24 protein-coding genes and 1 pseudogene are annotated in these 24,462 nt (G+C 68.1%); 13 read left to right on the plus strand and 12 right to left on the minus strand.

Annotation, left to right across the window (positions count from 1 at the left end; all coding sequences use genetic code 11):
* Positions 1-87: 87 nt before the first annotated feature.
* The 5 genes from BN159_RS00815 to BN159_RS00835 form a co-directional block, all read right to left on the minus strand.
* On the minus strand, positions 88-1,296 hold the full coding sequence (locus tag BN159_RS00815) for a hypothetical protein (protein WP_015654957.1): 1,209 nt from the start codon (positions 1,294-1,296) through the stop codon (positions 88-90).
* A 1-nt stretch (position 1,297) separates the two neighbouring features.
* Positions 1,298-2,017 (minus strand): hypothetical protein, encoded by a 720-nt coding sequence (locus tag BN159_RS00820; protein ID WP_015654958.1) that lies wholly within the window; start codon positions 2,015-2,017, stop codon positions 1,298-1,300.
* Between the two features lie 13 nt (positions 2,018-2,030).
* Positions 2,031-2,309 carry a hypothetical protein gene (locus BN159_RS00825; RefSeq protein ID WP_015654959.1) on the minus strand — a complete coding sequence of 93 codons (279 nt, stop codon included), beginning with the start codon at positions 2,307-2,309 and terminating at the stop codon, positions 2,031-2,033.
* Positions 2,310-2,518: 209 nt separating this feature from the next.
* Positions 2,519-2,782 (minus strand): hypothetical protein, encoded by a 264-nt coding sequence (locus BN159_RS00830; protein ID WP_015654960.1) that lies wholly within the window; start codon positions 2,780-2,782, stop codon positions 2,519-2,521.
* Positions 2,779-3,417 carry a DUF6668 family protein gene (locus BN159_RS00835; protein ID WP_015654961.1) on the minus strand — a complete coding sequence of 213 codons (639 nt, stop codon included), beginning with the start codon at positions 3,415-3,417 and terminating at the stop codon, positions 2,779-2,781. Before BN159_RS00835 ends, BN159_RS00830 begins: the two co-directional genes overlap by 4 nt.
* Positions 3,418-3,642: 225 nt before the next feature.
* Here BN159_RS00835 and BN159_RS00840 point away from each other — a divergent pair, with 225 nt between their 5' ends.
* From BN159_RS00840 to BN159_RS00860, 5 genes are all read left to right on the plus strand, one after another.
* Positions 3,643-4,404 (plus strand): hypothetical protein, encoded by a 762-nt coding sequence (locus tag BN159_RS00840; protein WP_015654962.1) that lies wholly within the window; start codon positions 3,643-3,645, stop codon positions 4,402-4,404.
* A 160-nt stretch (positions 4,405-4,564) separates the two neighbouring features.
* Entirely contained in the window at positions 4,565-5,122 is a 558-nt protein-coding gene (locus tag BN159_RS00845; protein WP_015654963.1) for a sigma-70 family RNA polymerase sigma factor, read from the plus strand.
* Positions 5,123-5,268: 146 nt separating this feature from the next.
* Positions 5,269-6,171, plus strand: coding sequence for an AfsR/SARP family transcriptional regulator (locus BN159_RS43380; protein ID WP_015654964.1), 903 nt, complete (start codon positions 5,269-5,271; stop codon positions 6,169-6,171).
* 194 nt (positions 6,172-6,365) lie between these two features.
* Positions 6,366-6,665 carry a hypothetical protein gene (locus BN159_RS00855; RefSeq protein WP_015654965.1) on the plus strand — a complete coding sequence of 100 codons (300 nt, stop codon included), beginning with the start codon at positions 6,366-6,368 and terminating at the stop codon, positions 6,663-6,665.
* A gap of 435 nt (positions 6,666-7,100) precedes the next feature.
* Positions 7,101-8,477, plus strand: a complete 1,377-nt coding sequence (locus BN159_RS00860; protein ID WP_015654966.1) for an IS1380 family transposase — start codon at positions 7,101-7,103, stop codon at positions 8,475-8,477.
* Positions 8,478-8,842: 365 nt separating this feature from the next.
* On the opposite strand, the gene BN159_RS00865 is transcribed toward BN159_RS00860, so the two are convergent.
* Complete coding sequence (locus BN159_RS00865; protein ID WP_041818680.1) at positions 8,843-10,075, minus strand: IS4 family transposase; 1,233 nt, start codon at positions 10,073-10,075, stop codon at positions 8,843-8,845.
* Positions 10,076-10,261: 186 nt separating this feature from the next.
* On the opposite strand from BN159_RS00865, the gene BN159_RS00870 reads away from it, so the two are divergent.
* The 3 genes from BN159_RS00870 (at position 10,262) to BN159_RS43390 (ending at position 12,774) form a co-directional block, all read left to right on the plus strand.
* Complete coding sequence (locus tag BN159_RS00870; protein WP_051113613.1) at positions 10,262-11,704, plus strand: NF041680 family putative transposase; 1,443 nt, start codon at positions 10,262-10,264, stop codon at positions 11,702-11,704.
* Between the two features lie 353 nt (positions 11,705-12,057).
* Positions 12,058-12,249, plus strand: coding sequence for a hypothetical protein (locus BN159_RS00875; protein ID WP_015654969.1), 192 nt, complete (start codon positions 12,058-12,060; stop codon positions 12,247-12,249).
* A 267-nt stretch (positions 12,250-12,516) separates the two neighbouring features.
* The gene (locus BN159_RS43390) at positions 12,517-12,774 is read left to right on the plus strand and encodes an integrase core domain-containing protein (RefSeq protein WP_408055027.1); all 258 of its coding nucleotides are present in this window, start codon (positions 12,517-12,519) and stop codon (positions 12,772-12,774) included.
* A gap of 168 nt (positions 12,775-12,942) precedes the next feature.
* On the opposite strand, the gene BN159_RS00880 is transcribed toward BN159_RS43390, so the two are convergent.
* From BN159_RS00880 to BN159_RS00900, 5 genes are read right to left on the minus strand one after another with little or no spacing between them, the layout of a single operon-like run.
* Positions 12,943-14,121, minus strand: coding sequence for a NosD domain-containing protein (locus BN159_RS00880; protein ID WP_015654971.1), 1,179 nt, complete (start codon positions 14,119-14,121; stop codon positions 12,943-12,945).
* 30 nt (positions 14,122-14,151) lie between these two features.
* A complete protein-coding gene (locus tag BN159_RS00885; RefSeq protein WP_015654972.1) occupies positions 14,152-14,337 on the minus strand; it encodes a hypothetical protein in 186 nt (61 codons plus the stop codon).
* Between the two features lie 46 nt (positions 14,338-14,383).
* Positions 14,384-15,289: a carbohydrate ABC transporter permease gene (locus BN159_RS00890; protein WP_015654973.1), complete on the minus strand. Its 906-nt coding sequence runs from the start codon at positions 15,287-15,289 to the stop codon at positions 14,384-14,386.
* Positions 15,286-16,161, minus strand: a complete 876-nt coding sequence (locus BN159_RS00895) for a carbohydrate ABC transporter permease (protein ID WP_015654974.1) — start codon at positions 16,159-16,161, stop codon at positions 15,286-15,288. Before BN159_RS00895 ends, BN159_RS00890 begins: the two co-directional genes overlap by 4 nt.
* Positions 16,162-16,178: 17 nt before the next feature.
* The gene (locus tag BN159_RS00900) at positions 16,179-17,519 is read right to left on the minus strand and encodes an ABC transporter substrate-binding protein (protein WP_015654975.1); all 1,341 of its coding nucleotides are present in this window, start codon (positions 17,517-17,519) and stop codon (positions 16,179-16,181) included.
* Positions 17,520-17,881: 362 nt separating this feature from the next.
* On the opposite strand from BN159_RS00900, the gene BN159_RS00905 reads away from it, so the two are divergent.
* The 5 genes and pseudogenes from BN159_RS00905 (at position 17,882) to BN159_RS47360 (ending at position 22,630) form a co-directional block, all read left to right on the plus strand.
* Complete coding sequence (locus BN159_RS00905; protein ID WP_015654976.1) at positions 17,882-18,883, plus strand: LacI family DNA-binding transcriptional regulator; 1,002 nt, start codon at positions 17,882-17,884, stop codon at positions 18,881-18,883.
* Positions 18,884-18,998: 115 nt separating this feature from the next.
* On the plus strand, positions 18,999-20,378 hold the full coding sequence (locus BN159_RS00910) for a glycoside hydrolase family 172 protein (RefSeq protein WP_015654977.1): 1,380 nt from the start codon (positions 18,999-19,001) through the stop codon (positions 20,376-20,378).
* Positions 20,371-21,837: a glycoside hydrolase family 32 protein gene (locus BN159_RS00915; RefSeq protein ID WP_015654978.1), complete on the plus strand. Its 1,467-nt coding sequence runs from the start codon at positions 20,371-20,373 to the stop codon at positions 21,835-21,837. The genes BN159_RS00910 and BN159_RS00915 overlap by 8 nt, the downstream gene beginning before the upstream one ends.
* Before the next feature lie 99 nt (positions 21,838-21,936).
* Positions 21,937-22,059, plus strand: a pseudogene (locus BN159_RS46710) (carbohydrate kinase family protein); the annotation flags it as partial.
* A 445-nt stretch (positions 22,060-22,504) separates the two neighbouring features.
* Positions 22,505-22,630 carry a hypothetical protein gene (locus tag BN159_RS47360; RefSeq protein ID WP_015654979.1) on the plus strand — a complete coding sequence of 42 codons (126 nt, stop codon included), beginning with the start codon at positions 22,505-22,507 and terminating at the stop codon, positions 22,628-22,630.
* Positions 22,631-23,212: 582 nt separating this feature from the next.
* Here BN159_RS47360 and BN159_RS00920 read toward each other — a convergent pair.
* Positions 23,213-24,349 (minus strand): PP2C family protein-serine/threonine phosphatase, encoded by a 1,137-nt coding sequence (locus BN159_RS00920; RefSeq protein WP_231905548.1) that lies wholly within the window; start codon positions 24,347-24,349, stop codon positions 23,213-23,215.
* Positions 24,350-24,462 lie beyond the last annotated feature (113 nt).

Genomic DNA, 24,462 nt, shown 5'->3' on the forward strand with positions numbered 1-24,462 from the left:
TTCGCACGGTGGTGAGGGGCGCCGCCGGACTCCACGGGGGGACATGGAGCCCGGCGGCTGTTGAGGGGAACTGGCGGACGCGGCCGCTCAGTTGTTGTTGCCGTTGCCGCCGCCCGCCGCACCGGCGGCGGCGTGTCCCACGGCCTGCGCCGCTCCGACAGCGGCGCCGACCGCGGCACCGACCGGTCCGGCCGCGGCGCCCGCGGCACCCGCCGCCCCGGCTCCGCCCGCGGCCCCGGCACCGCCTGCGGCTCCGCCGCCGCCGACTGCTCCGGCACCGCCGGCAGCACCCGCCGCGCCGGTGCCACCGGCCGCTCCGGCACCTCCGGGAGCGCCGGCCGGACCGGGCGCACCGCCACCGCCGGCCGCAGGCTGTGCGCCGCTGGGGCTGCTGAGCTGGCTGCCGAGCGAGCGGGCACCGGAAGCCAGGGCGTTCTGGCCCTGGGAGACGGCGTAGGAGGTGACCGGGTCCCCGCCGAGGGCCGCCGTGGCCGGCACGACCAGTTTCAGCAGCGCGGGCAGGGCGATCGCGGACAGCAGCATCACACCGATGCCGGCAATGCGTTCGTGGATCGCCTGCGGGTCCCCGCTGCCCTGGCCCGCGGTGGTCATCGCGGAGCCCGCGTAGATGACCAGCGCGACGGCCATCTTGTACGCCATCCATGCGGTCAACCAGCCGATGTGCTTGCGCCACCAGCTGGCGCCCCACTCCGTCATGGACGCCGCGGCGGCGAGCGGAAGCGTGCCCAGCAGCAGGATCATGACGCCCAGCCGGATGTAGAGCATGATCGTCTGCAGGATGCCGGCGATCAGCAAGAGGAAGGCGAGGATCAGCAGCAGGAACGGCTCGATGTTCGCGCCGTCCTGGCAGCCGATGCTGTTGATCTGGGCTTCGGCCCCCAGCTGGAAGAGATGGTCGGCGTAGCGGTCGGAAAGCGACGCGCAGGCGGTGGCGAGGGTGGTGGCGGCACCGGCGACGAAGATGACCCGCAGGATGCCCTTCAGTGCGGTGCGTCCCGCGTCGCCGCGTTGCTGAAGTGCCATGCGGGCGGCGGCGACCAGCAGCGATCCGACGGCGAGATAGACGACCAGCCACTGTGTCTGGTCGCTGACCTGCGCGGCCGTGGTGGCCGAGGAGAACGTGGGGACGTCGGTGACGAGCGAGTCGAAGATCTCGATGGCGCCCGCGAGGACCGCGTTGGCGATCCCCTTGACGATGGTGTTGACGGGGTTGCCGAGGAACTCGAAGAAGCCCACGACGACGTCGGCCAGCGGATTGCCGTTCGGGCATGCCATGTCAGGCCTCCCACAGGGTGTATCCGGAGGGAACCGCGCTGGCGGTCAGCCGGGAGTACAGGGCGCCGTCGTCGCCGGCGAGGACCTTCCAGTCGCCGTCCGCCCAGCGCATCCGCACCGATGTCGCCGTGTATCCCTGGGCCGTCTTGATCAGCAGCCCCACGGTCGCCGAGCGCCCCTGGTACGACAGGGTGCGGTAGCCCGCCCAGGTGGCGGTGGCCGGGGCGGCCGACTCCGCGGTGTCCTGCACGAACTCACGTTTCGCGGCGAACCTCTCCCGTCCCCGCCCCGGCACCACCTGGTCCTGGACGGCCAGGCGCCAGGCGGGTGAGCTCATCTGCGAGCAGATGATCTGCGCCGCCAGTGCCGCGCCGACCCGGGTGCGGGCGAAACACCGCCACAGCCGGCCCTCCCGACGGGCGGGTCCCTGGGAGGCCGAGACGGGCACCCGGGTGCCGTGCACCGTGCCCCAGCGCAGATCCGCCGGCGCTCCCTCGCTCTGCTGGGCCGGTGCCTGAGCCCGGCAGGGGTTCACTCGTACCTCGGACGATGCCGGTGTGCGCGACACCGCCCGGGCGTAGCCGCCGCGTTCGGCGCCGGAGGTGAAAAACACCACCGCGGCCGCCAGAGCCACCACGGCGAGGAAGGCGGCGGACGCCTGCCAGCTGCGGTGTGTCCAGTAAGGGGTGTCCGGTGTGGACGGACGTCGTGTACGTGGCATCGGTGGGTCCGGCTCACGCGAAGACGAAGGTGACCAGAGGACCGGCCGTGGCGACGAGCACGCATCCGCCCAGCACCATGGCCAGTCGGCTCATGTGTTCCGAGCTCTCTCCCCGCTTCACGGAGATCGCCATCATCGCCCCGGTGACGAGCACACCGGCCACCCCGGCGGCGGTGCCCGCCCAGGCCGCGATGCCCAGCACGGTGTCCACCTTGTCGGCGAGCGCGGGCGGGGCGTTGCGTTCGGGCTGCGGAACGCCGGCTGCCAGAACGGACAGGTCGAGCAGAGTCATGAGGATCTCCGGGTGAAGATGCCGCCGGTTTCCGTCGAGTGAGGCGTACTCGTGCCCGGAGCGGCGCGGCATGGCAGAAGGTTGCAGGGGTGCTGGGGCCGTCCGGCGGTCCGCGTGCGGGCGGGTGTGCTCGGACGGAGAGGTGGGGTTTTCGGCCGCTGGGCTCATCGGCACGGTGGTGCAGTGCGGTGCACGAGCGGTGTGGTCGATCAGAGGGAGAGGTCGCCCAGGGCGGCGACGAGGGGCCCTGCGGTGGCGGCCAGAAGACAGCCCAGGGCGATGTAGAAGACGCCCCGGAAGTGTTCGCCGCCTTCACCTGGGTCGCCGCGGCGCAGTTGCAGCGACATCCTGATGCCTACGACGATGAGCCCTCCGACTCCGGCGGCGGACGCGCACCAGGCCAGGACGCCCAGCACCTGCCCAGCTTCGGGGTCGGGGTTGAAGCCGGCGAGCATCCAGGCAACGCCGCTCATCTACGCCTCCGCGAGGGGATGTCCGTGCCGCTCGCCACTGCGGCCAGGGACGTGAGTTGTCTCGGTGGTTCGGATGCCGGTTCGCCGACGCGCCAGGAGGGGATCCAGGGGACGCGGTGGACGGTGACGGCCGATTTGATGACGCGCACCCGCCGTAGGAGCGTCAGTGGCAGCCTGCCGGGCACGTCCGCCACCAGCACCACGCCGAGCAGGTCCAGCCCCTGGGGAGCCTTGCCCTGCCGTAGCGCGTCCAGCTGCCGGGAGACTGCCTGCAAACCGGCGAGGCTGGTGCGCCCGACGAGCAGGACACGCGAGGGTTCGCCGCGCAGGGGCTGGGGCCAGCGTGCTCCCACATCCACCCCGCCCAGGCAGCGGGCGAGGGAGGTGACGCCTGCGCCGCCGTGCGCCTGCACCCAGCCGATGGCCGTAACAGGGGATCCGTTCGGGCCGACCGATTTTCCGCCCGTGCGCTCCACCGGCCCCTGGCTGCGGCGCGGGGGCGGGGCGACGGGCCCGGTGCCGTGTTCCTGGCGATCGACGGCGGGCCGGGGCTGAAGGCGAGCGTTGTTGGCCGCGGCCGACGGCGGCTGGGCGGAGGTGGGCCCGCGCACCCACGCATGGGCTCCCGGTGGCATCGCTGAAGGATTTCCCACCGGGTTTCCTCTCCAAGGTCGTAACAGTGTCGACTTTCATGCTTCTTCTATGGTTTTAGGCCGGTTTTGAACCGGATCGGATGCCGGCCCGTTGGACCGGGGCGAGGCGGATGACACTCCACAACGGCCCTCTGCGCGGGGCGGTTCACCTCGCCCGCGACTTTCTCCTGCGCCGGCCCGCCGGCCACGATCTTTCGAGGACACCCCATGACACTCCCGGCCCCGGACTCCGAGGTCTTCTCCTGCGACGTGTACATCTCCGAGGAGGAACGCGCCGTCGTGAACGGTGACCTCGTACCGGAGGCGGAGGACGTCCCGGTGCACGAGGCAGTCCTGAACCTCCTGCACGACTACGCCCGCGAGCGCAACACCGTCGTCCGGGCAGCCGTGAACGACCGATCGAGCGCCGAGAGTTTCCTGCTCGACGTACTGCCTGACGGCTCCAGCCGACTGTCCACACCGTCCGACGACCTGCTCGCGCCGACGGCCTCACCGGCTCCGCACGACGCCGCACTTCCTCCAGCGCTGGCCGACCGTGTCACCACCATCCAACGGCAGGCGCGCGCCGACCGGTTCGACCAGGCTCTGCTGCTGGCCACCGCGCTACGCGAGTACCTCACCGGCAGACATGAAGCCGCACACCCCTACGCCCTGGAAGCGAGAGCCCTGGAGGCCTACCTCGCCCACCTGTGCGGCATTCCCCGCCAGGCAACGCTCCTGGCACTGGCCGTAGCCCGCGTACGCTGCCAACACGCCGACCCGCGGGCAGCCGACGACGTGGCGCGGGCGACAGCCGCCTGGAGCCTCCTGGAAGACGAGCAGCCGGTCCTTGCACATGGCACAGAACTGCTGAACATGTGGCAGCGGCTGGGCGATCAAGGCCTGCTCCCCGACGCCCACGCCCCTCTGGTGCGATACGTCGCAGGGCGGATGCACACGCCCCGTGCCGGCGCCGCGCAGACCCCGTAGACCGTCACCGCATCCAAACCGCCGTCACCGCATCCATCGGACGGCCATCGGCCTGCCATCGCCAGGCAACACATTCAGGTGCTCCACCACTTGACGCGTTCACCGAGATCCACCCGCGCTTCGGCGAACGCCACCGTTCGCGGCAGTCCAGGAGCACACCATGCAGCACCACGTCATCGGATCGACCGGGTCCGCGTCAGCGGAGGAAAGGGCACTGCTCGACCTCTACCAGGCCCACACCAGGGACCTTTACACCTACGTCCTGCGCTTGGTCGGCGGCGACGCCTATCGAGCGGAGGACGTCGTCCAAGAGGCTCTCCTGCGCTGCTGGGCCAAGCGCAACCTCTACGACACCGCGACCATGAACGTACGGCGGTGGCTGTTCCGTGTGGCATGCAATCTGGTCATCGACGACTACCGCGCGCGCTCGCTGCGCCCCCGCGAGATCAGCAGCACGGCGACCTGGCTGAAGGACGTCGACAGCAACTGCCGAGACATCGAACGCATGTTGGCCGCCCTGGATCTCCACGAGGCCCTGGAGGATCTCGCCCCGCTCCACCAGGAGGCGCTGCGGGCCACGTACCTGGACGAACTCAGTGTGCAGCAGGCTGCTACCGCCCTGGGCATACCCCCGGGCACGGTCAAGTCACGCGTCCACTACGCCCTGCGTCATCTGCACACCACGATGCGCACACGCGACGAGACGACCGCTGAATGACGGCCGATCCGAGCCGTCCGCAAGATGGCGGCAAGTCACTTCCAAGACGCCGTCAAGTACGCCTCCCAAGCTGTGGGACAGCCCGGGAAATCCGCCGCACGTGTTCTTCCGGGTGCATTTTCTGCCCGTGATGGAGGATTTCTTCGATGAACCACCTGCGTTTCTCAGTACTGGGCCCCGTGCGCGCCTGGATCAGAACCGAGGAAATCAGGCTGGGTCCACCCCAGCAGCAGGCGGTGCTGGCCACACTGATCCTTGCCGAGGGAACCCCGGTGTCCGTCCCTGCCCTGGCCGACGCCCTGTGGGCAGGCTCCGCCCCCGCCACAGCCGTCGGCACTATACGGACCCATGTCTACCGGCTGCGCCAGGCACTGGAACCTGCCTGCACCTCGGCGTCGTCCGTCATCCGCTCTCGGGGTGACAGCTACTCCCTGGCCACCACGGTGCACAACTGCGACCTCAAGGCGTTCAGATCCCTGACGTCAAAGGCGGACAGAGCACGGCGCGAAGGCTGTCTCCGGGATGTTGCCCGCCACCTGCACCACGCGCTGACACTGTGGCAGGGCGAGGCACTGCAAGGACTCCCAGGGCCGCGGGCCGACGCGCATCGACACGTCCTTGAGCATCTCCGCCTCCAGGCCCAGACCGACCGGCTCGCTGCGGAACTGGAACTCGGAAGCACCACCGCGGCAGCGGTCGACCTACAACAACTCGTTGCGCGACACCCCTTCGACGAACGTCTGCGCACACTCCTCATGCTCGCCCACTACCGCTCGGGGCGACAGGCCGCAGGTCTGGCGGTCTACGACGAAGCGCAACGGCTCCTGGCCCAAGAACTCGGCATCGACCCAGGCCCCGAACTCCAAGAAATGCACCACCGTGTCCTGCGGGCCGATCCCACCCTGCTGCACTCGGCACAAGCACCGGCTGCCTCGCCCACCGCACATGTGCAGGCGTGCGCGGCAATCTCGTCCACAGCGTCGCGGGACAGACCTGCTCGGTCCGCACATCGCCGCAATCGCCTGCGCTGCACAGGACCCGCCAACTGACCAACCCACACACAGCCCACCCGCCCCCCAGCACGTTCCCTTGTCCACCAACACCTTCCACACCGGCCGACGGCATCAAGAGCCCCAGGGACGTTCAACGCCCCATCCGACGCCACAGCCGGCGGCAGGCCGCCGCCCCTTGACTCGGTCATCAAGCCGCCACGACCTCACACCCGATCTGACACGATGCCTCCATGCCCGAGTACACGATCAGCACAGCCGACGGCAACGACTGGCCAACACTTGGCACCAACCTCGCAGCCGTCCTCAAACCAAGATCTTTCGAATGCGAGATCCTGGAGAACACGGACGTGCTGACATTTCGCTCTGGTGCAACAACAGTCAGCGCGTCGTGGGAGCTCCTCGGCACTTGGTACGTCGACATCGAGGATGCCCCCTCCCCAGAAACCGCCGACCGGCTCGTAGACGAAATGGCCCGCCAGCTCGGAGAAGCAACAGGCCAGCAAGCCATCCACTACCGGGTCACCGACTAACGAACGCCTGCGCCCCTTGCTGTCCCCAAGACAGCCCAGCGCCTGACTCGGCCATGAGACTCCGCCCTTCACACTGGCCCACGCAGCCGATGGCTGTCCGCGAAGGCCGCTACGAGCGGTCGGTGGTTCCGTGACATCGGGCTCGGTGTCACGTGCGTCTCACGCGTCGGCTTCAGTACGCTTGCACAGGGTGAGGTCGGACGAGACCAGCTTCTGCCGCCACCCTGACCACCGTAAGAGCGGTGTCAAAGGGCATCTCGTAGAAACGCTCGCCCACGTGCTGGGCGCCGTGCAGGCTTTCGGCGAGGTCTAGCCTCGCGCTTTCATAAAGCGGGCTGTCCGGCAGGTGGTCAACTCAGCAGAAAGTGCCCCTGACCAGCAAGAATGAGGATTGTCGAGGTCCTTGTTCCCGCTGAAACCAGAGGCACTTTCCAGGTGAAGCAGCCTATAGGTTCCTATCCTCCTGTGCGTGTCCAGGGCGACGGCCGCCAGGTCGTCTCCCTGGCCGGATCCGTCCTGCTGGTCGAAACGGTCCGCAAGACCGGTCTCGACCGGGCGTTATCCGCAGTGCTCGCTCCGTGGCGAAAGCCTCGGGCCGTCCACGACCCGGGCAAGATCCTCCTGGACCTTGCGCTGGCGGTCGCACTCGGCGGGGACTGTCTCGCCGACATCGCGACGCTGCGGGCCGAGCCGTCCGTGTTCGGGCCGGTCGCCTCCGACCCGACGGTCTCCCGCCTGATCGGCACCCTCGCCACCGCGGGCGAGAAGGCACTGACCGCCATCCGCAATGCCCGCTCCGAAATCCGTGGCCGGGTCTGGGAGTTGTCCGCCGACCGGGCTCCGGACGCCTGCGGGGAAGTGACCGTGGACCTGGACGGAGTTCTGGTCGTCGCACACTCCGACAAGCAGGACGCCGCCCCGACCTGGAAGAAGACCTACGGCCACCACCCCCTGATGGGGTTCGTCGACCACGGGCCAGGCGGCACCGGCGAACCCGTCGCCGCTCTGCTCAGGCCGGGCAACGCGGGCTCGAACACCGCCGCCGACCACATCACCACGGCGCAACTCGCCCTCGCTCAGCTGCCCAAGAAGTACCGGCGTGGGCGGCAGACCTTGATCCGCTGCGATTCCGCGGGCGGCACCCACGAGTTCGTCGCCTGGCTCGCCCGGCGCGGCCGCTGGCTGTCCTACTCGGTCGGCATGGTCATCACCGAGGCCGTCCACCAGCACGTCCTCAAGATCCCGGCATCGGCCTGGACCTCGGCCATCGAGTCGGACGGTGAGGTCCGCGACGGGGCCTGGGTCGCGGAACTCACCGGTGACATCCTCATCGGGTGGCCGAAGGGCCTGCGGCTGATCGTCCGCAAGGAACGACCCCATCCCGGCGCCCAGTTGAGGATCACAGATGCCGACGGCATGCGGCTCACCTGCTTCGCCACCAACACCGCCGACCGTCCCATTGCCGAACTCGAACTCCGCCACCGGCTGCGGGCCCGGGCCGAGGACCGCATCCGGGCCGCCCGCGCGACGGGCCTGCGCAACCTGCCCCTGCACGACACCGCGCAGAACAAGATCTGGCTGGAGATCGTCCAGATTGCTCTCGACCTGCTGGCCTGGATGCCCTTGCTCGCCCTGACCTGCAAGGCCCGTCTCTGGGAACCTCGCCGCCTGCGGTTCCGCCTGTTCTCCGCGGCTGGCCAGCTCGTCACCACCGGCCGGCGCCGCATCCTCCGCCTCGCCCGCCACTGGCCCTGGACCAGCGAGATCACAGACGCCCTCGCACGGCTCGCACTCCTGCCGAACCCCGACTGACCAGAAGCCCCTACCCCTGCGAGCAGCATCACCCCCACCCGGAGCAGTGGAACCCGGCGCCCACCCGACGCGAGACTCGGGCCGCCGACCTGCCCGGCATCAGCCGCCGAAAGCGAAACGGTCCACCGACTCCGTCGGCGGACCGTCAAGAAAGATCGAGGCTAGAGCCAATACCGGTAACTTAGGGCTTTGGTGTCCGCTTGACCCGTTTGGGTTTGGTGGCGCCAACGATGGTGACGGCCGGAACACGTGGGCGGTCTGCGACTCGGTGGGCAACGCGTTTGAGCGGCCAGCTGGCGACTTTGCGTTTGATGACGCGGGGGTTGGCCCGGCGGCGGCGCCGTGGCAGGAGGCGTTCGAGGAGTTCAGCGTGGGTGGCCTTGATGGCGCGGGCGAGCCGGCCGGGGGGAAAAGGCCGCCTGGTCGGTGACCTGGCGGCGCACGACGCGCAGTGAGCGGGTGAAGGAGATCCGGTCGGGGTCCTGGTCGACTTGTCGTGCAGCCTGGTGCATCAGGTGCCGGATGGCGTGGTGGACAAGCAGGAAGCCGTAAAGTTCCTGCTCAGCTCCGTCAGGATGCTGCGAACGCAGTACCAGGTGCGACCCGCCGAGGTGGGTCTTGATCTCGTCGAGGGTGGACTCGAACTCCCATCGCTGGGCGTAGAGGGCGGCCAGTTCGGCGGCCGGGGCCTTGTCCGGGTCGAGGATCGTGGTGATGAGCCGGTAGACGCCCTCATGTCCGGCAATGGTGTATTCCACCGCGCGTACCGGCACCCCGCGACGGGTGTGGTGGATGTCGCTGCGGTCGAAGATCTCGGTGAGATACGAGCCGTCCGGCAACTGCTCGACCACCGGCAGCACGAGGTCTTTGCGTACCCGCCACAGCAGGTCCGCCCCGGTCGCCGCTGCCTCGCGCCACAGGTCCACGCCGTAAAAGCCGCGGTCGGCCAGCAGCAGCATGCCCTGCCGCAGGGATCTCAGGACCGTCCGGGCCAGGGTCTGCTCTCCGGTGCGAAGAGCTGCGAGCGCGACGTCGAAGACGGCGTGGGTGCCGCACTCCACCAGGCCGACCATGCGCAACTGCGGGTAGCCGACGTCCTGTTCACCGCGCCCGGAGCGGGGCGGACGGCCGAACGCCTCCACGTTCGCCTTCGTGTCGGGCAGGTCAAATGTGGTGCCGTCGATCGCGGTCAGCCGCCAGTCGCGGTAGAAGGCGCCCTGAGTGCCCGGTGTCGCAACCGGACGGCACACCCGCGCGAACAACTGCCGCATCGGCGCCACCCCCAGCCGGGACCTGGCTTTCCAGATCGCCGCCGTACTCGGCACCACCCACGATGCACGCCAACGCCGCGCACCCTGCAAACCCGTGGTCAGCAGCCGGGCGACCTCCTCATAGCTCTGCCCGGAGAACAGGCACATCGCCAGCACGAAGTAGACCACCAGCCGGGCTGGCAACAGCCGGTTCCGCCGCTGCACGCGGCCCGTCTCCGCCAGCACCTCATCCACCAGCGACTGAGGAAACGCCTGCGTCAGCACCCCGACCGCGACCCGATCCGACAACCGCTCACCAGATGACTTCAGTTGACCCGCTCTTGGCACACCACAACAACGACCAGATTGCCCCTAAGTTACCGGTATTGCGTCTAAGCTTGTTCTTTATCTTCCGGCCTCGAACGGTGTCTCGAACTGGGTCGCTCACCTGGGGGTTCGCCGGACGTGGGGGCGGCCTTCGTCTGATCATGTGCTCCGACCAAGGTGCACGTGACCAAGACGAAGGCCGTGAGGGTGAGTCTGGTGCCTGATGCTGTCTGGAGGGAAGCGTTCGCGGAAGCGTCACGCTTCCGGGGCGAGTTCTACGAGTGTCTGACCGCCCGGCGTGACGAGTTGTTCGAACTCACCGACGCGGTGCTGTGTGCGGACGGTGCGGTGAAGTCCCCGGTGGATCTGACGCTGTTGCCCGAGCATCGTCGTGGGCACGGTGCAATGTACGGCGGCCTGAACCACGGCCGGCTCGACGTCGATCGGCTGCGGGCGGTGCTGGCCGGGCTGCCGCTGCCGCGTTTCGACGGCGGGCGCCTGGTCCTGGCGGTCGACGTGTCACCGTGGCTCCGCTCGGACGCGCCGTGCTCGGCCGACCGGCTGTTCTGTCACGTCTACGGGCGCGCGAAGACGGCGTCGCAGTTCATCCCGGGCTGGCCCTATTCCTTCGTCGCCGTGCTGGAGCCGGGTGCCACGTCCTGGACCGCGCTCCTGGACGCGGTGCGGCTCGGCCCGGTGGACGACGCGACCGCGGTCACCGCCACCCAGCTCCGTGGTGTCGTCGAACGGCTCATCACCTGCGGTCAGTGGCAGCCCGGGGACCCGGACATCGTGATCGTGAGCGATGCCGGCTACGACGTCACCCGCCTGGCCTGGGTCCTGCGCGACCTGCCGGTCGAGCTGGTCGGCCGGGTCCGCTCCGACCGTGTGATGCGGCTGCCGAAGCCGCTCCGCCAGCCGGGGACGAACGGCCGTCCGCCCAAGCACGGCCCGGAATTCCGCTTCGCCAAGCCGGAGACCTGGCCCGAGCCCGCGGTCACCACGGTCACAGACACGGCCAACTACGGCAAGGCCGAGACCCAGGCCTGGGACCGGGTCCACCCCCGGCTCACCCACCGCTCCTCATGGCTCGACCACGACGGCGAACTCCCCTTGGTCGAGGGGACGTTGATGCGGCTGAAGGTCGAGCATCTGTCGAAGGACCGGGATGCTCCGCCGGTGTGGTTGTGGTCCTCCAAGACCGGCGCCACCTTTGATGACGTGGACCGATTCTGGCAGGCATTTCTCCGCCGCTTCGACCTGGAGCACACCTTCCGCTTCGCGAAGCAGACCCTCGGATGGACCACCCCGAAACTCCGCACGCCCGAGGCAGCGGACCGCTGGACCTGGATTTTGATCGTTGCTCACACCCAGCTCCGGCTCGCCCGCCCGCTCGCCGCGGACCTCCGCCGACCCTGGGAGAAGCCCACCACATCCGACCGGCTCACGCCGGCCCGGGTCCGCCGGGGGTTCAGGAACATCCGCGCTCACCTCGCATGCCCGGCCCGTGTTCCCAAACCCCGAGGCGTCGGCCCCGGACGGCCACCCGGCGCCAAGAACAAACACCGGGCACCCCGCTACGACGTCGGCAAGACCGTCAAACGCCCCGAGACCCTCAAGGCCATCGGCAAGCCCGGAAGATCTTGGTAGATAAAGAACAAGCTAAGTAGGCAAACCGTTGTCGGCACATCGTTGCCTGGAGCCCGTCGCCCGCATCGCGACAGTTCAGCGTGATCATGATGAAACGAACGAAGGCTTCCCGCACATGCAGCAGCTCCCCGACCTTGGAAAGAACTCGCTCGGCACGCCGGACACATAGGCCCAGTTCAGGGGGCTCGCCTGGTGGCAGGTTTGCAAGGCGTTCGGGACGCCAGTCAAGATCCTCGCAATGCTGGGCGTGGTACTCGCGCAGTATGGACGTGTAAGCGCTGTGCTTGGCCTGCATGGATGCAGGTGGGTGGGGAGCGCAGGCAGCGAAATATCTTGGATTGAGATGACCCGCCATGACCCTCCGCACGATGGCCCACCACCTCGGTCTGCCCGTCCGGCGCGACCCGCAGGAGGTCGCGAAGATCATCGAAGGGCTCCGCCCCACCGTGGACGAGCTTCCTAACGACAAGCGCGAACAGCTCGAAGCCGAGTGGACCAAGGTCCTCAGCGAACCCCACTGGCACCGACCCTATCTCCGGGACTGAGCGGGACGACGTCCGCTGCACCGCACAGCCCGTCTCCAGGTCCCACGAACTGCTTAGGAAGATCGTCATGACCATCAGCAAGAGCGACACCGGTACTGCGGGAGGTGATGACCGGCCCGGATGACCTGGTCCAGGCGTACACGCTGGTCATCGCGTCGCTGGCCGGGGGACGCCCAGACCTACGACCGGATCATGAATGACGACCACGGTGACGATTTCATCGAGGCCCTGGTCAGTACACGTCGGCCGCGTTCGCGCAGGTCTGCGATGGGTTCGGGATCCGCAGGAGCATGGGCCGGGTCGGCTCGAGTTACAACGCCCTCGCTGAAATCGTTCTGGCAGGGACTCAAGAGAGAGACGATGCACCAGAGGCTGTTCTCGACAGTACGCCAGGCGAGGGTGGAGATCTTCCAGTGGCTCATCTACTACAACTCCCGCAGGCGCCACAGCGCCCTCAACTACCTCTCGCCAGCCGAGTTCGAACAACAGTACAGGCGAGGACGTAAACTCACACTCGCAGCATGAGCCCCCGTGTCCACACTCCGGGGGACGCCTCAGTGGACGGCGCAACCCGGCGGCGGGGTCACTTCAGGACAGCGACAACGGCGCGGTGTCGAACAACCGTCTGCCCGTAGGGATTGAGCGCCTGAACGCTGCTGCGGCGATGATCCCGTGTTCGCCGCACGACGTCGCTCAGGGTGTGGCCACGAGCGAGTAGTCGTTGGTGTATGCCTGCAGCTGGGAGCTCTCGGCGCTGTAGATGATCTTAGTCTTGGTGGACGAGGCGTCGAGGACGACCTTGACGCCGAGGTTGGCCCTGATGTTGTTGGTGGCCAGGTAGTTCCGGGTGCCGCCGGCGACCAAAACGATCGTCGGGTCGGCTCCGGACGGGGAGATGTTGGCGGCAGGGACGAAGAAGGAGAACTGGTTGGCAGTGACGGCGTTGTCGTCGCCGTTGATGCGGACCAGGCCGTAGAGATCGTCGAAGCGGGTGCTGGTGCCGTCGCCATGCACGCGGCGGAAGTGGTTGCCTGAGATCAGGTTCTCCGAACTGCCGTTCGTCAGGGCGATCATGCTGGGGAAGTTGCTCAGCAGCTTGTTCGCGGAGATGGTGCAGCGGTTGGAGTTGACGAGGGTGATGTTGCAGGCCCACAGGATCGTGTTGCCGGAAACAAGGATGCCCTCGGCGTTCTCCGCGAAGACGGAGTAGCCCGCCCAGGCGCTGATCAGGTAGTTGTTGGTGATCTTCGCGACCTGCGAGGCGCCGGTGAGCGAGATCGAAGTGCCGCACTCGGCGACGAAGTTGTTGGTGAAGCTGCACGCGTCCGAGCCTTTGACCACCATGGCCTGGGTGAGGTAGACGAAGCCCATCCCCTCGAAGCGGAACGAGTCATTGTCCGACTGCACCGAGATGCCGATCTTGCGGTTGCCCTCCACATACGGCTTGGTGGACGCCACACCGTCGATGCAGAAGTCCTGGAAGACCACGCCGTTGAGCCGGCCGACCGTGCCGGGCGCCCCCGAACGCTGGACCAGGAACGCCTCGTTGTTGCCGTCGGTGTGCTGGACCCGGATGTGGCTGGAGCCGGGCTGCACCTCGATCCAGCCGCTGGTGTCGGCGGTGTCGTCGTGGATGGCCCGGGACAGGAAGCCGTGCCCGGAACCTTTGATGGTCAGGAAGCTGATGTCGATGACCACTCGGGTGAGCAGGTCGTAGTGGCCCGGCGGAATGTAAATGACGGCACCAGGTCTGGTGTTCTGGGTGGTCTGGTTCGCCTTGATGTCGGCGATGATCTCGTTGATCACCTTGCCGATGTCGGTGTGCGGGGAGACGCTGCCGTTGAAGGTGGTGACGTCGTAGACAGTGGCCACGGGTGTCCTTCCGGTCGGTGGTCGGGTCGGTCAGAGAAGGCCGACGATCGAGGCGTACGACGGCTGCGGCGTGGCGGCGTCGGGCTGCTCCGGGCCGGCCGCGGCGGCCGGCCGCGGCGGCTCGGTGGCCAGGAACGCCACGGTGGTCAGGGCCGAGAGCGCGGCGCCTTTGAGGAGGGTGCGGCGGGACGGAGCGGGTGGTTGGGCAGGGTGCATGACGGCTCCAGCTCATCGCGAAGGGGGTGTCTGATGTGTGCGCCGGTCAGCGGACCGCGCCGGCGGTCATGCCCGCGATGACCTGCTTCTGGAAGGCCGCGTAGATCGCCAGCTGCGGCAGCAGGACGAGGGTGGCGGACGCCATCATGGCGCCGTAGTCGACGCTGTAGACGCCCTGGAACTGGGAGACGCCGAGGGACACGGTGGTCAGGTTCGGGTCGTTGATGAGGGTGACCGCGAAGGGGAACTCGTTCCAGACGTAGATGACGTTGAGGATCGCGAGGGTGGCGACGACCGGACGCATGAGCGGGAAGGCGACCTTCCAGGCCATGCGCCACGTCCCGGCTCCGTCCACCACCGCGGCCTGCTCGATCTCTTCGGGGAAGTCCCTCAGGAAGCCGGTCAGCAACAGGATGTTGAAGGGGACCGTGACGGCGACGTACGGCAGGATCAGCGCGAAGTAGGTGCCGAACAGGCCGAAGGCGATGTCGAGCCGGTACACCGGGAACAGCAGGATGTAGACGGGGATGGCCAGGCCGGCGAGGAAGTAGTAGCGCAGGGTGTTCTGCGTGCGGCGCCCGCCGCCGCGGAAGACCATGCGGGTGAGCGCGAAAGCGGCCATGTAGGAGATGATCAGCCCGATCGTGACCGAGACGACGGCCAGGATCAGCGTGTTCTTGTACATCACCAGCAGGTTGAGGGTCTCCAGGGCCTGCTGGTAGTTGGCCAGGGTGAGGTCCGACAGCGAGAACGGGTGGTTCAGGATGTTGTCGTTGGTCTGGAACGACAGCAGCACGATCCACAGCAGCGGGAACAGGATCACGAAGGTGATCAGGTAGGCGACCGCCGCGACGACGATCCGGCCGCGACCGCGGTGTCGCGGTCCGTGCGGGGGCGCGCCGAGTGCCGTCGGAGGCGCGAGTGGCTTCTTGAGCTCGGTGTCGGTGCTCAACGGACGTCTCCCTTACGGCGGTTGCCGAGGAACGTGGCCGCGGAGGCGAGTGCACCCACCACGAACACCACCACCGCCAGGGCCATGCCGTAGCCGTACTGCTGGGTGGTGAAGGTGATGTGGTACATGTAGCTGACCATGACCTCGGAGAGGTGCACGGGGCCGCCGCCGGTGAGCGCGTAAACAAGCTCGAAGACCTTGAAGACGCCGGTCACGACGAGGGCGGTGACGATGCCGAACGTCTCGCGCAGCATGGGGATCTGAATGTGCCGCAGCTGCTGCCAGCGGCTCGCCCCGTCCAGGCTGCTGGCCTCCATGACGTCACGCGGCAACATGCGCAGGCCCGCGTAGAAGATGGTCAGCACGAACCCAATCTGCTGCCAGAGGTAGACGAGGCCGATCGAGTACGGGCTGAGCGTGGGGCCGCCTATCCACTGCGGGTGCGCCGGCACGCCGATCGCCAGCAGGAAGGCGTTCACCAGGCCGATCTCCGGGTCCAGGATGAAGATCCAGATCAGGCCGATGAGGATCGGCGCGATGATGGCCGGCGCGAAGACCAGCGCCCGCAGCACGCCGCTGCCCCGCACCTTGCCGCTGAGCAGCACCGCGAGCAGGAAGCCCAGCGGGATCAGCAGGAACAGGGCGATGCCCAGGATGATCCCGGTGTTGCGCATCGAGGTCCAGAAGGCGTCGTCCTGGGCCATCTGCCGGTAATTGGCGAGCCCGGCGAAGCCGCCCGCGGAGACGCCGTCGAAGTTCGTGAAGCTGTAGTAGAGGGAGTACAGGATCGGGTAGATCATGTACACGCTGTAGATGATCAGCGCCGGCGCGACCATCAGGGCGAAGTGCCGGCGCGAGCTGAGCCAGTTCATGGGGTGACCGCCGGAACCTACTTGATGGTCTTCTGGACGTTCTGCACGGCCTCTTCGGGGCTGAGGCTGCCGCCCATCACGCCGTAGAAGCTGTCGTACATGGCGCTCGCCGTGGCCGCGGAGACGACCAGGTCGGGCTGCGCCTTCGGGCTCTTCCAGCCGGACTTGGAGGCTTCGGCCAAGACGGCGGCGAAGACCGAGTCCTTGGCGGCGTCGACAGCCGGCTGGTACGTGGTGACCGGCGGCTGGGCGTTGTCGACGAGGATCTTCTGGCCCGCGTCGCTGTAGTAGAACTGGAGGAACGCCTTCACCGCGGCGTACTTCTTCTTGTCCTCCTTCACCTTGGCGCTGACGACGAACGGCGCCGAGGGCACGTTCATCACGAGCTTCTGGTCGCCGACGCCGTCGGAGAAGGTCGGCCCGGCCCAGAAGCCGGTGTCCTTGCCCACCGCGGTCTTCTGGATCTTCGCCGCCTCCCAGACGCCGGCGTCGAGGAAGGCCGCCTTGCCAGCCGTATAGGAGGCGACGGCCTGGGCGTAGGTCTGGGTGTTCATGTTGGCGGGGAAGGCGCCCGCCTTGGCGAGCTCTTCCACGTGCTTGTACAAGCGCAGGAAGTCGGCGTTGTCGTAGCTCGCCTTGCCGGACAGGATGTCCTGGTACGTCGCCTCGTAGCCGAAGCGGTCGAGCATGGTGAGGAACGCCCAGACGCTGAACGAGGAGTTGTTCGCGCCCTGCGCGATCGGCACCACGCCTGCCGCCTTGAGTTTCTTCACCGCGGCGAGCAGATCGTCGAAGGTCTCCGGGACGGCGATCGCATGCTCGTCCAGAATGGTCTTGTTGTAGTAGAAGCCGGTGACCAGCGCCTGGTACGGCAGGCCATACTGGACGCCGTCCTGCTGGAAACCGGCGAGCATGCTCGGCGCGAACTTCGCCCTCAGGCCGTTCTCGGCGAGGATCGGGCCCAGGTCCAGCAGATCGTCGCTCTTGACCATGGTCTTCGCGAGCGAGTCGTACACCCAGAAGATCTCCGGCAGCGTGCCGCTCTGTGCCGCGATGGTCATGCGCTGCTCGTGCTGGTCGACCGGCTGACCCTCCAGCTTGATCTTCATGTCGGGGTGCTTCTTGTTGAACTCCTGCACCAGCTGCCAGGTCGCCGGGTCCTGGGTCTTGCTGTCCGGGTTGTGCATGGACAGCGTGATCAGACCGTCCGACGACGATCCGCCCTCCGCGTTCACCGCGGAGCCGCAGGCCGTGGCGGTGAAGAACAGGGCGCTCGCGGTGGCGGTGAGCAGGAGTCGGCGCGAGATGCCGGAGTGCTGTCTCGGCGTCAGGGGCGCGGGCTGAGGGGAGGTCGCCATGGTGCTGTTGCCTTCCGGGAAATCGATGGGGAGGCGGAACCGGCGTGGGGGGTGAGGGGGCTCCGGGGGTTGTTCGGTGGGGCGCAAACGTTTCGATGAAAGGTGCCTTGGGAGTTGCACTGTGTCAATACTGCGTGACGGAGAAGTTTCCCGAGTGAGACACCTTGCGCTGGTCGTAGCCATTGACGGTCATCTGCAAGGCGTGCGAAGGTCTGCGCAATCGTTTCGATATGCCAACCGGTGAGCGAAACGAATGGACGCCGAACCGGCCAACCGCGTGGACCGGTGGGCTCTATGGCGTTATGCAGTTGCGGACCGGATCAGGGACAGGGTCCGACGACATGAGGAGGCGACGAGCGGCAGTGGCCACGATTTCCGACGTTGCACGGCTGGCGGGCGTGTCCACGTCCACCGTGTCGCACGTCATCAACGGCACCCGACCGGTCCGCGACGAGACCCGCGTCCGGGTCGAGGAGGCGGTCAGGTCCACGGGTTACCGGCGGGACAGCCTGGCTCGCGCGCTGCGCCGCTCACGCACCGACTCCATCGGACTGATCCTCACGGACGTGGCCGAGCCGGCCTTCGCGGCGATGGCCCGCGGGGTCGAACGGGAGGCCATGGATGCCGGTCTGACCGTGCTGCTGGCCAACTCGGGCGAGGACGCGGAGCTGGAGGCGCGGGCGCTGGAGGTGCTCGCCGAGCGCCGGGTCGACGGCCTGCTCATCGCCCCGGTCGCCCGGTCCCACCGGGAGGCGATCACCGCGGTCATCGACCAGGGCACACCGGTCGTACTGATCGACCGCCTGGGCGAGGTCAAGGCCGACCAGGTGGGCGTCGAGAACACCGCGCCCATGCGGGAGTTGGTGCTGCACATGGTGTCCCACGGCCACCGGCGGATCGCTCTTGCCGTCGGCGACACCAACGTGTCGACCATCGCGGAACGGCGGCGCGGCTACCTCGAAGCGCTCGACGAGGCGGGCCTCGACGTCGACGAGACCCTGATCGTCACCGGCAGCGGCCGGGCCGACGACACCCGCGAGCGTATGACGGGTGTCCTGCGGCGGCACCGGCCGTCGGCGGTGGTCGCCGCGAGTACGGAGACCGCCGTAGGCGTGCTGACGGCTGCGAAGGGGCTGAGCCTGACCGTCCCCGAGGACTTCGCGTTCGCCACCTTCGACGGCTTCCCGCACACGGACCTGTTCCGGCCCGGCATCACCGCGGTCGCCCAGCCGGCCCACGAGGTCGGGGCCACGGCGATGCAGTTGCTGATCAGCCGTATCGACGGCAGCCTCACATCCCGCCCGCGCACCGTCCGCCTGGAGCCGGAGATCACCTACCGGGAGTCCTGCGGCTGCCCGGCCTGAGCCACAACCAGCAGTACGGCCGGCCGCGGCCGGACCACAGCAAGGGGGCGGCAGGAGAGGTCCAGTCTCCCGCCGCCCGAGTTCAGCGAACCATCACTGAAGGGGTCAGTTTCCCATGCCCTCGCACGCTCTCGAACACCTCACCCGCCCCACCCGGGCCCGCACCGCCCGGGTCTCCAGCTGGGACCAGCGCGGCCGTAACCAGGACTACTGGACGACTCCCGCCCACTCCAGCCGTGTCCTCGCCGACCTCGAAGGCCCCGGCCGGATCACCCACATCTGGATGACCCAATTCTGCCGCCGCACCCTGGGCCCCGGCCTGATCGACCCGCTGGAAGCCGACACCGTGGCCCCCGTGATGGAGATCCACAACGCGCTCGGCGTCAACTGGGAGGAGCCGGACGCGGACTACTACCGCAAGGTCCTCATCAGGATCACCTGGGACGACGAGGACGAGCCGGCCGTCCTCGTCCCGCTCGGAGACTTCTTCGGCATCGGCCACTGCATGCCCAACAGCTACCAGTCGGCCCTGTTCACCGTCTCCGCCAAGCCCGAGGAGTCCCTGATCTTCGGCGGCAGCGCGGCACTGAACTGCTGGGCGCCGATGCCGTTCAACAAGCGGGCACGGATCGAACTGGTCAACGAGAACGACCTGCCGATCCAGCAGTACTTCTACATCGACTACGAGCTGTTCCCGGACCAACTCCCCAAGGACACCCTCTACTTCCACGCCCGCTGGAGCCGCAGCAACCCGTGCGGCGGCTGGGCACCGGACATCCAGACCAACAGCCCCGAGGTCAACATCGTCGACCTCACCGGCGAGGACAACTACGTCATCCTCGACACCGAGGGCAAGGGCCACTACGTCGGCTGCAACCTCTCCGTCCATCACCGGCAGGGCAGTTGGTGGGGCGAGGGCAACGACATGATCTGGATCGACGACGACTTCCTGCCGAACGGCTCGACCAGCTGGCCGCCCTCCCTGCACGGCACCGGCACCGAGGACTACTTCAACCACGCCTGGGGGATGCAGAAAAACGCCTACCTCTACCACGGCGCGATCCTGCACGAGGCCGACGTCCCCGGCTACTCCGTCAACTACCGTTTCCACGTGGCCGATCCGATCCGCTTCGAGGACCGTATCCGGGTCTCCATCGAGCACGGCCACGGCAACCACCTCGCCGACGACTGGGCCTCGACCGCGTACTGGTACCAGACGCTCCCGTCCCCGAGGGCCACGATCCCGCCGCTGGAACAGCGCCTTCCGGTGCGCCCGGCCGGCCTGCCGAAGCCGGTTCCCGCCACCCGATCCGGCGCGATGGCCGAGGAGATCGCCGTCATGCGAGAGCGCTACGAGGCACGATTCGAGCGCCACATGCGGCACTTGGAGGAGCGCACCCGGCAGCGCGGCGAGCGTTCGTTGCAGGAGTCCGAGGCCAACATCAAGCAGGCCGCGGCCGTCCGCCGCCGCTACGACGAGCGCGCCGATGGCTGAGATCCAGGAGCAGGTCGCGTCGGACACCCACTTCCCGGCGGTCCATCTCCGCCCGCCGGCACACTGGATCAACGACCCCAACGGCCTGGTCTTCCACGACGGCCACTATCACGTCTACTTCCAGTACAACCCGCACAGCGCACGCCACGCGGACATGCACTGGGGCCACTACCGCAGCCGGGACCTCGTCCACTGGGAGCTCATGCCGGTGGCCCTGGCACCCACCCCGGGCGGCGACGATGAGGGCGGCGTGTGGTCCGGCAACGCCGTCTCGCACGGCGGCCGCCTCACCGCCTTCTACTCCGCCCGTCACAACGGTCGTCGGCACCAGCCGGTGGCCTCGGCGGTGTCGTACGACGGTGGTGCGACCTTCACGAAGCGCGGCGGGCTGCTGATCCCACAGGCACCCGACGGCACGACCATGTTCCGCGACCCGTACGTGTGGCTGGACGGCGACCGCTGGCGCATGCTGGTCGGCGCGGCCCTGGCCGACGGCCGCGGCGCCGCCCTGGAGTACACCTCCGCCGACCTCGACAACTGGTCCTACCAGGGCGTCTTCCTGGCCCGTCCGCCCCATGTACTCCCCGGTGGACGCAACACCGAGGAAGGCTGGGAGTGCGCCCAGTACGCCGTCTTCCCCGACGGCAGCGGCGCGGTCCTCGCCAGTGCCTGGGACCCGGCGGAAGGGGCGAGCTGCGCGATCTACTGGCCGGGCCGCGAAGAGGACGGCGCGTTCCGGGCCGCGGCGACACCCCGGCTTCTCGACCACGGCCCCGACTTCTACGCCCCCGCCCTGCTCCGCGCTCCCGACGGCCGCCTGCTGATGTGGGCCTGGATCTGGGAGGCCCGGGACGAGGAACACGTCGGCGCCCCCAGCGCCTGGACCGATGAGGCCGGCTGGTCCGGAATGCTCTCCCTGCCCCGCGAACTGGAACCGGGCGCGGACGGCGAGCTGCTCCAGCGGCCGGCCCGCGAACTGCTCGCCCTGCGCGGCGAACGACGGATCGCCGCACAGGGAAAGGCGAGCACCGAGCAGCTGACGGACCTCGGCGAAGTGTCCCGAGCCACTGACCTGACCGTGACCCTCGAACACGGCGCACGCCTGAGACTGCTCACGTCACCGGACGGGACCGAACACCTCGACATCGTCCACGACCCGGTCACCGGCGAGCTGGTCGTCGACCGCGACCACGCCTCCCTCGACCCCCGCGCGAAGGGCGGCAGTTGGCGCCTTCCGCCCGAGGGACCCACCACGACCCTGCGTATCCTGCTGGACCACTCGGTCGCGGAGATCTTCACCACGACCGGCCGCACCCTCACCCTGCGCTTCTACCCCGTCGGCGACGGTCCCTGGCGCGTGCAGACGGGCGCCACGGGGACCGGCTCCGCCGCCTACACGGTCGAAGCCTGGGACCTGGCACCGCTCGAACAAGGCCGCGGTCGGCCCGCTCATTCCTGACAGGGACACGGATGCCCCGTCGACGCAGAAGGACGCCGACGGGGCGTCCAGCACGCCGCGAAGCCCCTTTATCCGTACTTTCCCAGCGCCGAGCAGCCCATGAACACACGTCGGACAACCGTCTTGGGAGAGTGTGTCGCCGACGCTTTCACCGAACCCCCGGTGTGCTGCGGGGTACTACCTGGCGGCGGCCCCGCGAACACGGCGGTCGCCCGGGCCCGCCCTGCTGAGCGGCCATTGCCAGGAATTCCTCGATGACCGCCGTGCCGAGCTCGCGGACCACCGCCTGCCGGGCCAGGCGGAGGATCCGTCGATGGCCCGTGGTCACAAGCTGTCCGGCCGCGGTGAGGATGGCGTCCCACCGAGTGGTGTAACTGGTCGGGGATGCGTCCCGGCTTGTTGCGTAGTCACGGGCCAAACTCGTTCAGTTCCCGTTGTGGAAGGAGATGGCGGCGGCACGACATGGGAAACTTAGGGGTCGGCATCGATCGTTCGGAGGCCGAGAGTTTCGCGAACGTCCTCGATCGAGTGCAACCGGGAGCGGGCGACAAGGTCTCAAAAAAGACCATGTACCCCTGCCCTGCGAGTTCGGCCTCCTTAGCTTGACCTTTAACCCACTGCTGTCGAACGAGTCTCGTACGCGTTCGCTCGGAGGGGTAATCGCTGCATGTCAAACGACGAGTGGACCGAGGCCCGCCGCTACATGGGCCTCGACCTGCTCGCCAAGGCCCGCCTCCACCCGATCGAGTCAGAAACCGACGAGACCGCCCTGCCCACCGAGCTCACCGCCTAGCCTCAAAACTGAGATCACCGAGTGGCCGTCGATACACCACTTCGGCGGACGTGACCGCCGTCAATACACCACTTCGGCGGACGTGACCCGCTCCGCGACCACGCACCACCCACCAGCCCCCTCCCCCGGCATCACCTGACACCGGGACCCGGCCCACACCAGCACCACACCACAACCACCACCCGGCACGTTCCCGGCCCGCCACCGCGGGACCATCCCCGCGGGCGTAGGGAGCACCCCACCTCGACCGGTACGCCGCAGCACTGCGCAGGACCATCCTCGTTATCTCGTGTGCGTTTGAGCGTCAGGCACGTCTGCAAGTAGCGCCAGGAGCCCGTGCCTGGCGGGTATCAACGGGTCATTCAGGCACGTACGGCATGTTTGTGAAGTGCGGCCCGGCCTTTGGCTTCGTTCACTTCAAGCAGCAGCGCTTCTCCGCCGGTTTGGGCAGCATTTGACGATCTTGAGACTCGTGGATGTTCACGAGACGGCGTCAGTGCCTGAGCTTGGAGTTGTGACCCACTTGGGCTGCCATCGCTCCTGCCTCCGCCGTCAGCGGTCCGGGGAAGCAGAGCTTCTCGGCTACCTCTCCGCCGAGGACATGGGGCGCGTGGAACGGGCTGTACGCGCCGTGCCCGATGTGTATCCGCTGCCGGCGGTGTCCTCGTCGAGCCGATCGACGAGGATCATCGCCACGTCGTCCGTCAAGCGGTCTCCGGTATGGCGGATCAACGCCTGGTGCAGTTCCTCCAAGAACTCCCGCGGGGTCGTGCTCGCCCGTATCCCCTCCATGGTCTGCGGCAGAGGGAAGAAGTCGTTGTCGCGGTTGCGGGCTTCGATCACGCCGTCGGTGTACAGGAGCAGACGGTCGCCGCGTACGAACGGATAGCTCTCGACCTTCGCGGTGAGGCCGTCCACGAGGTCTTCCAGACCCAGCGGCGGCAGTGGCGTGGCGGGCATCAGGGCCTGAACGCTGCCCCGGTGCAGCACCAGCGGAGGCGGATGGCCACGGTTGACCACGAGCACTACCTGTTCATCCGGCACCTGGGCCATGAGAGCGGTGACGAACCCCTCCGTCAGAACTTCCTGAGAGTACGTGCCGGGCACAGCCGCCTCCCGTCGCAGCGCGGCCTCGCAGCAGTGCATGACCTCCGTCAGCTCGTCCTCGTAGTGCACGGACACTCGGAACGCGCCCAGGGTCACCGCGACCGCGCGCATGGCAGAAAGCCCCTTGCCCCTCACGTCCCCCACGATCAGCCGGACGCCGTACGGCGTCCGCACGGCCTCGTACAGATCACCGCCGACCAGCGCCCCTGTCCCCGCCGCGAGGCACAGGCTGGCGGCCCGCACCGGGCCCAGCCGCTCGGGGACGGGCCGCAGGACGACCTCCTGCGCCGCCACAGCGATCCGGCGGACCTGGTCGAGCTCGCCCTGCCGACGCGTACGCATGGCGTTGCTCAGGACGACACTGGCCACGGACACCACGAACAGCGCCAGGAAGTTCCCGAAGATCAGCTGGGTCAGCGTCCCCCACGACCGGTTGTAGGTCGCGGATGCCGCGTTCACACCCGCGGCGAGGACTGCCGTGGTCAGCGTGCCCATCGGGCCCATTGTCAGCGCGGCCAGCGCCGGCGTCGTGGCGATCACGGGGCCGGTGACCAGATCGTGCGCGGGCGAGAGCTCGATGGCCAGTACGGCCAGCACGATCGCGAAGGGCACACACTGCCCCAGCCGGAACGGGACCCCGCTGTGACCGACCGCTCCTGGCCGAGTGGACGCTCCGGGCCGCAGACAGGGGCGGAGACGGAAACGCATAAGTACAGCCTGCCTCG

The organism is Streptomyces davaonensis JCM 4913 (assembly GCF_000349325.1).
In the GTDB taxonomy this organism is placed as follows: Bacteria; Actinomycetota; Actinomycetes; order Streptomycetales; family Streptomycetaceae; genus Streptomyces; species Streptomyces davaonensis.

Excerpts from the sequence above, each read along its gene's own strand:
- BN159_RS47360 (WP_015654979.1), top strand. The coding sequence starts at position 22,505 with ATGTCAAACGACGAGTGGACCGAGGCCCGCCGCTACATGGGCCTCGAC.
- BN159_RS00875 (WP_015654969.1), top strand. The coding sequence starts at position 12,058 with ATGACCCTCCGCACGATGGCCCACCACCTCGGTCTGCCCGTCCGGCGC.
- BN159_RS00915 (WP_015654978.1), top strand. The coding sequence starts at position 20,371 with ATGGCTGAGATCCAGGAGCAGGTCGCGTCGGACACCCACTTCCCGGCG.
- BN159_RS00885 (WP_015654972.1), bottom strand. The coding sequence starts at position 14,337 with ATGCACCCTGCCCAACCACCCGCTCCGTCCCGCCGCACCCTCCTCAAA.
- BN159_RS00830 (WP_015654960.1), bottom strand. The coding sequence starts at position 2,782 with ATGAGCGGCGTTGCCTGGATGCTCGCCGGCTTCAACCCCGACCCCGAA.
- BN159_RS43390 (WP_408055027.1), top strand. The coding sequence starts at position 12,517 with ATGGGTTCGGGATCCGCAGGAGCATGGGCCGGGTCGGCTCGAGTTACA.
- BN159_RS00840 (WP_015654962.1), top strand. The coding sequence starts at position 3,643 with ATGACACTCCCGGCCCCGGACTCCGAGGTCTTCTCCTGCGACGTGTAC.
- BN159_RS00820 (WP_015654958.1), bottom strand. The coding sequence starts at position 2,017 with ATGCCACGTACACGACGTCCGTCCACACCGGACACCCCTTACTGGACA.
- BN159_RS00815 (WP_015654957.1), bottom strand. The coding sequence starts at position 1,296 with ATGGCATGCCCGAACGGCAATCCGCTGGCCGACGTCGTCGTGGGCTTC.
- BN159_RS00910 (WP_015654977.1), top strand. The coding sequence starts at position 18,999 with ATGCCCTCGCACGCTCTCGAACACCTCACCCGCCCCACCCGGGCCCGC.
- BN159_RS00835 (WP_015654961.1), bottom strand. The coding sequence starts at position 3,417 with ATGCCACCGGGAGCCCATGCGTGGGTGCGCGGGCCCACCTCCGCCCAG.
- BN159_RS00855 (WP_015654965.1), top strand. The coding sequence starts at position 6,366 with ATGCCCGAGTACACGATCAGCACAGCCGACGGCAACGACTGGCCAACA.
- BN159_RS00825 (WP_015654959.1), bottom strand. The coding sequence starts at position 2,309 with ATGACTCTGCTCGACCTGTCCGTTCTGGCAGCCGGCGTTCCGCAGCCC.
- BN159_RS00895 (WP_015654974.1), bottom strand. The coding sequence starts at position 16,161 with ATGAACTGGCTCAGCTCGCGCCGGCACTTCGCCCTGATGGTCGCGCCG.
- BN159_RS43380 (WP_015654964.1), top strand. The coding sequence starts at position 5,269 with ATGAACCACCTGCGTTTCTCAGTACTGGGCCCCGTGCGCGCCTGGATC.
- BN159_RS00900 (WP_015654975.1), bottom strand. The coding sequence starts at position 17,519 with ATGGCGACCTCCCCTCAGCCCGCGCCCCTGACGCCGAGACAGCACTCC.
- BN159_RS00845 (WP_015654963.1), top strand. The coding sequence starts at position 4,565 with ATGCAGCACCACGTCATCGGATCGACCGGGTCCGCGTCAGCGGAGGAA.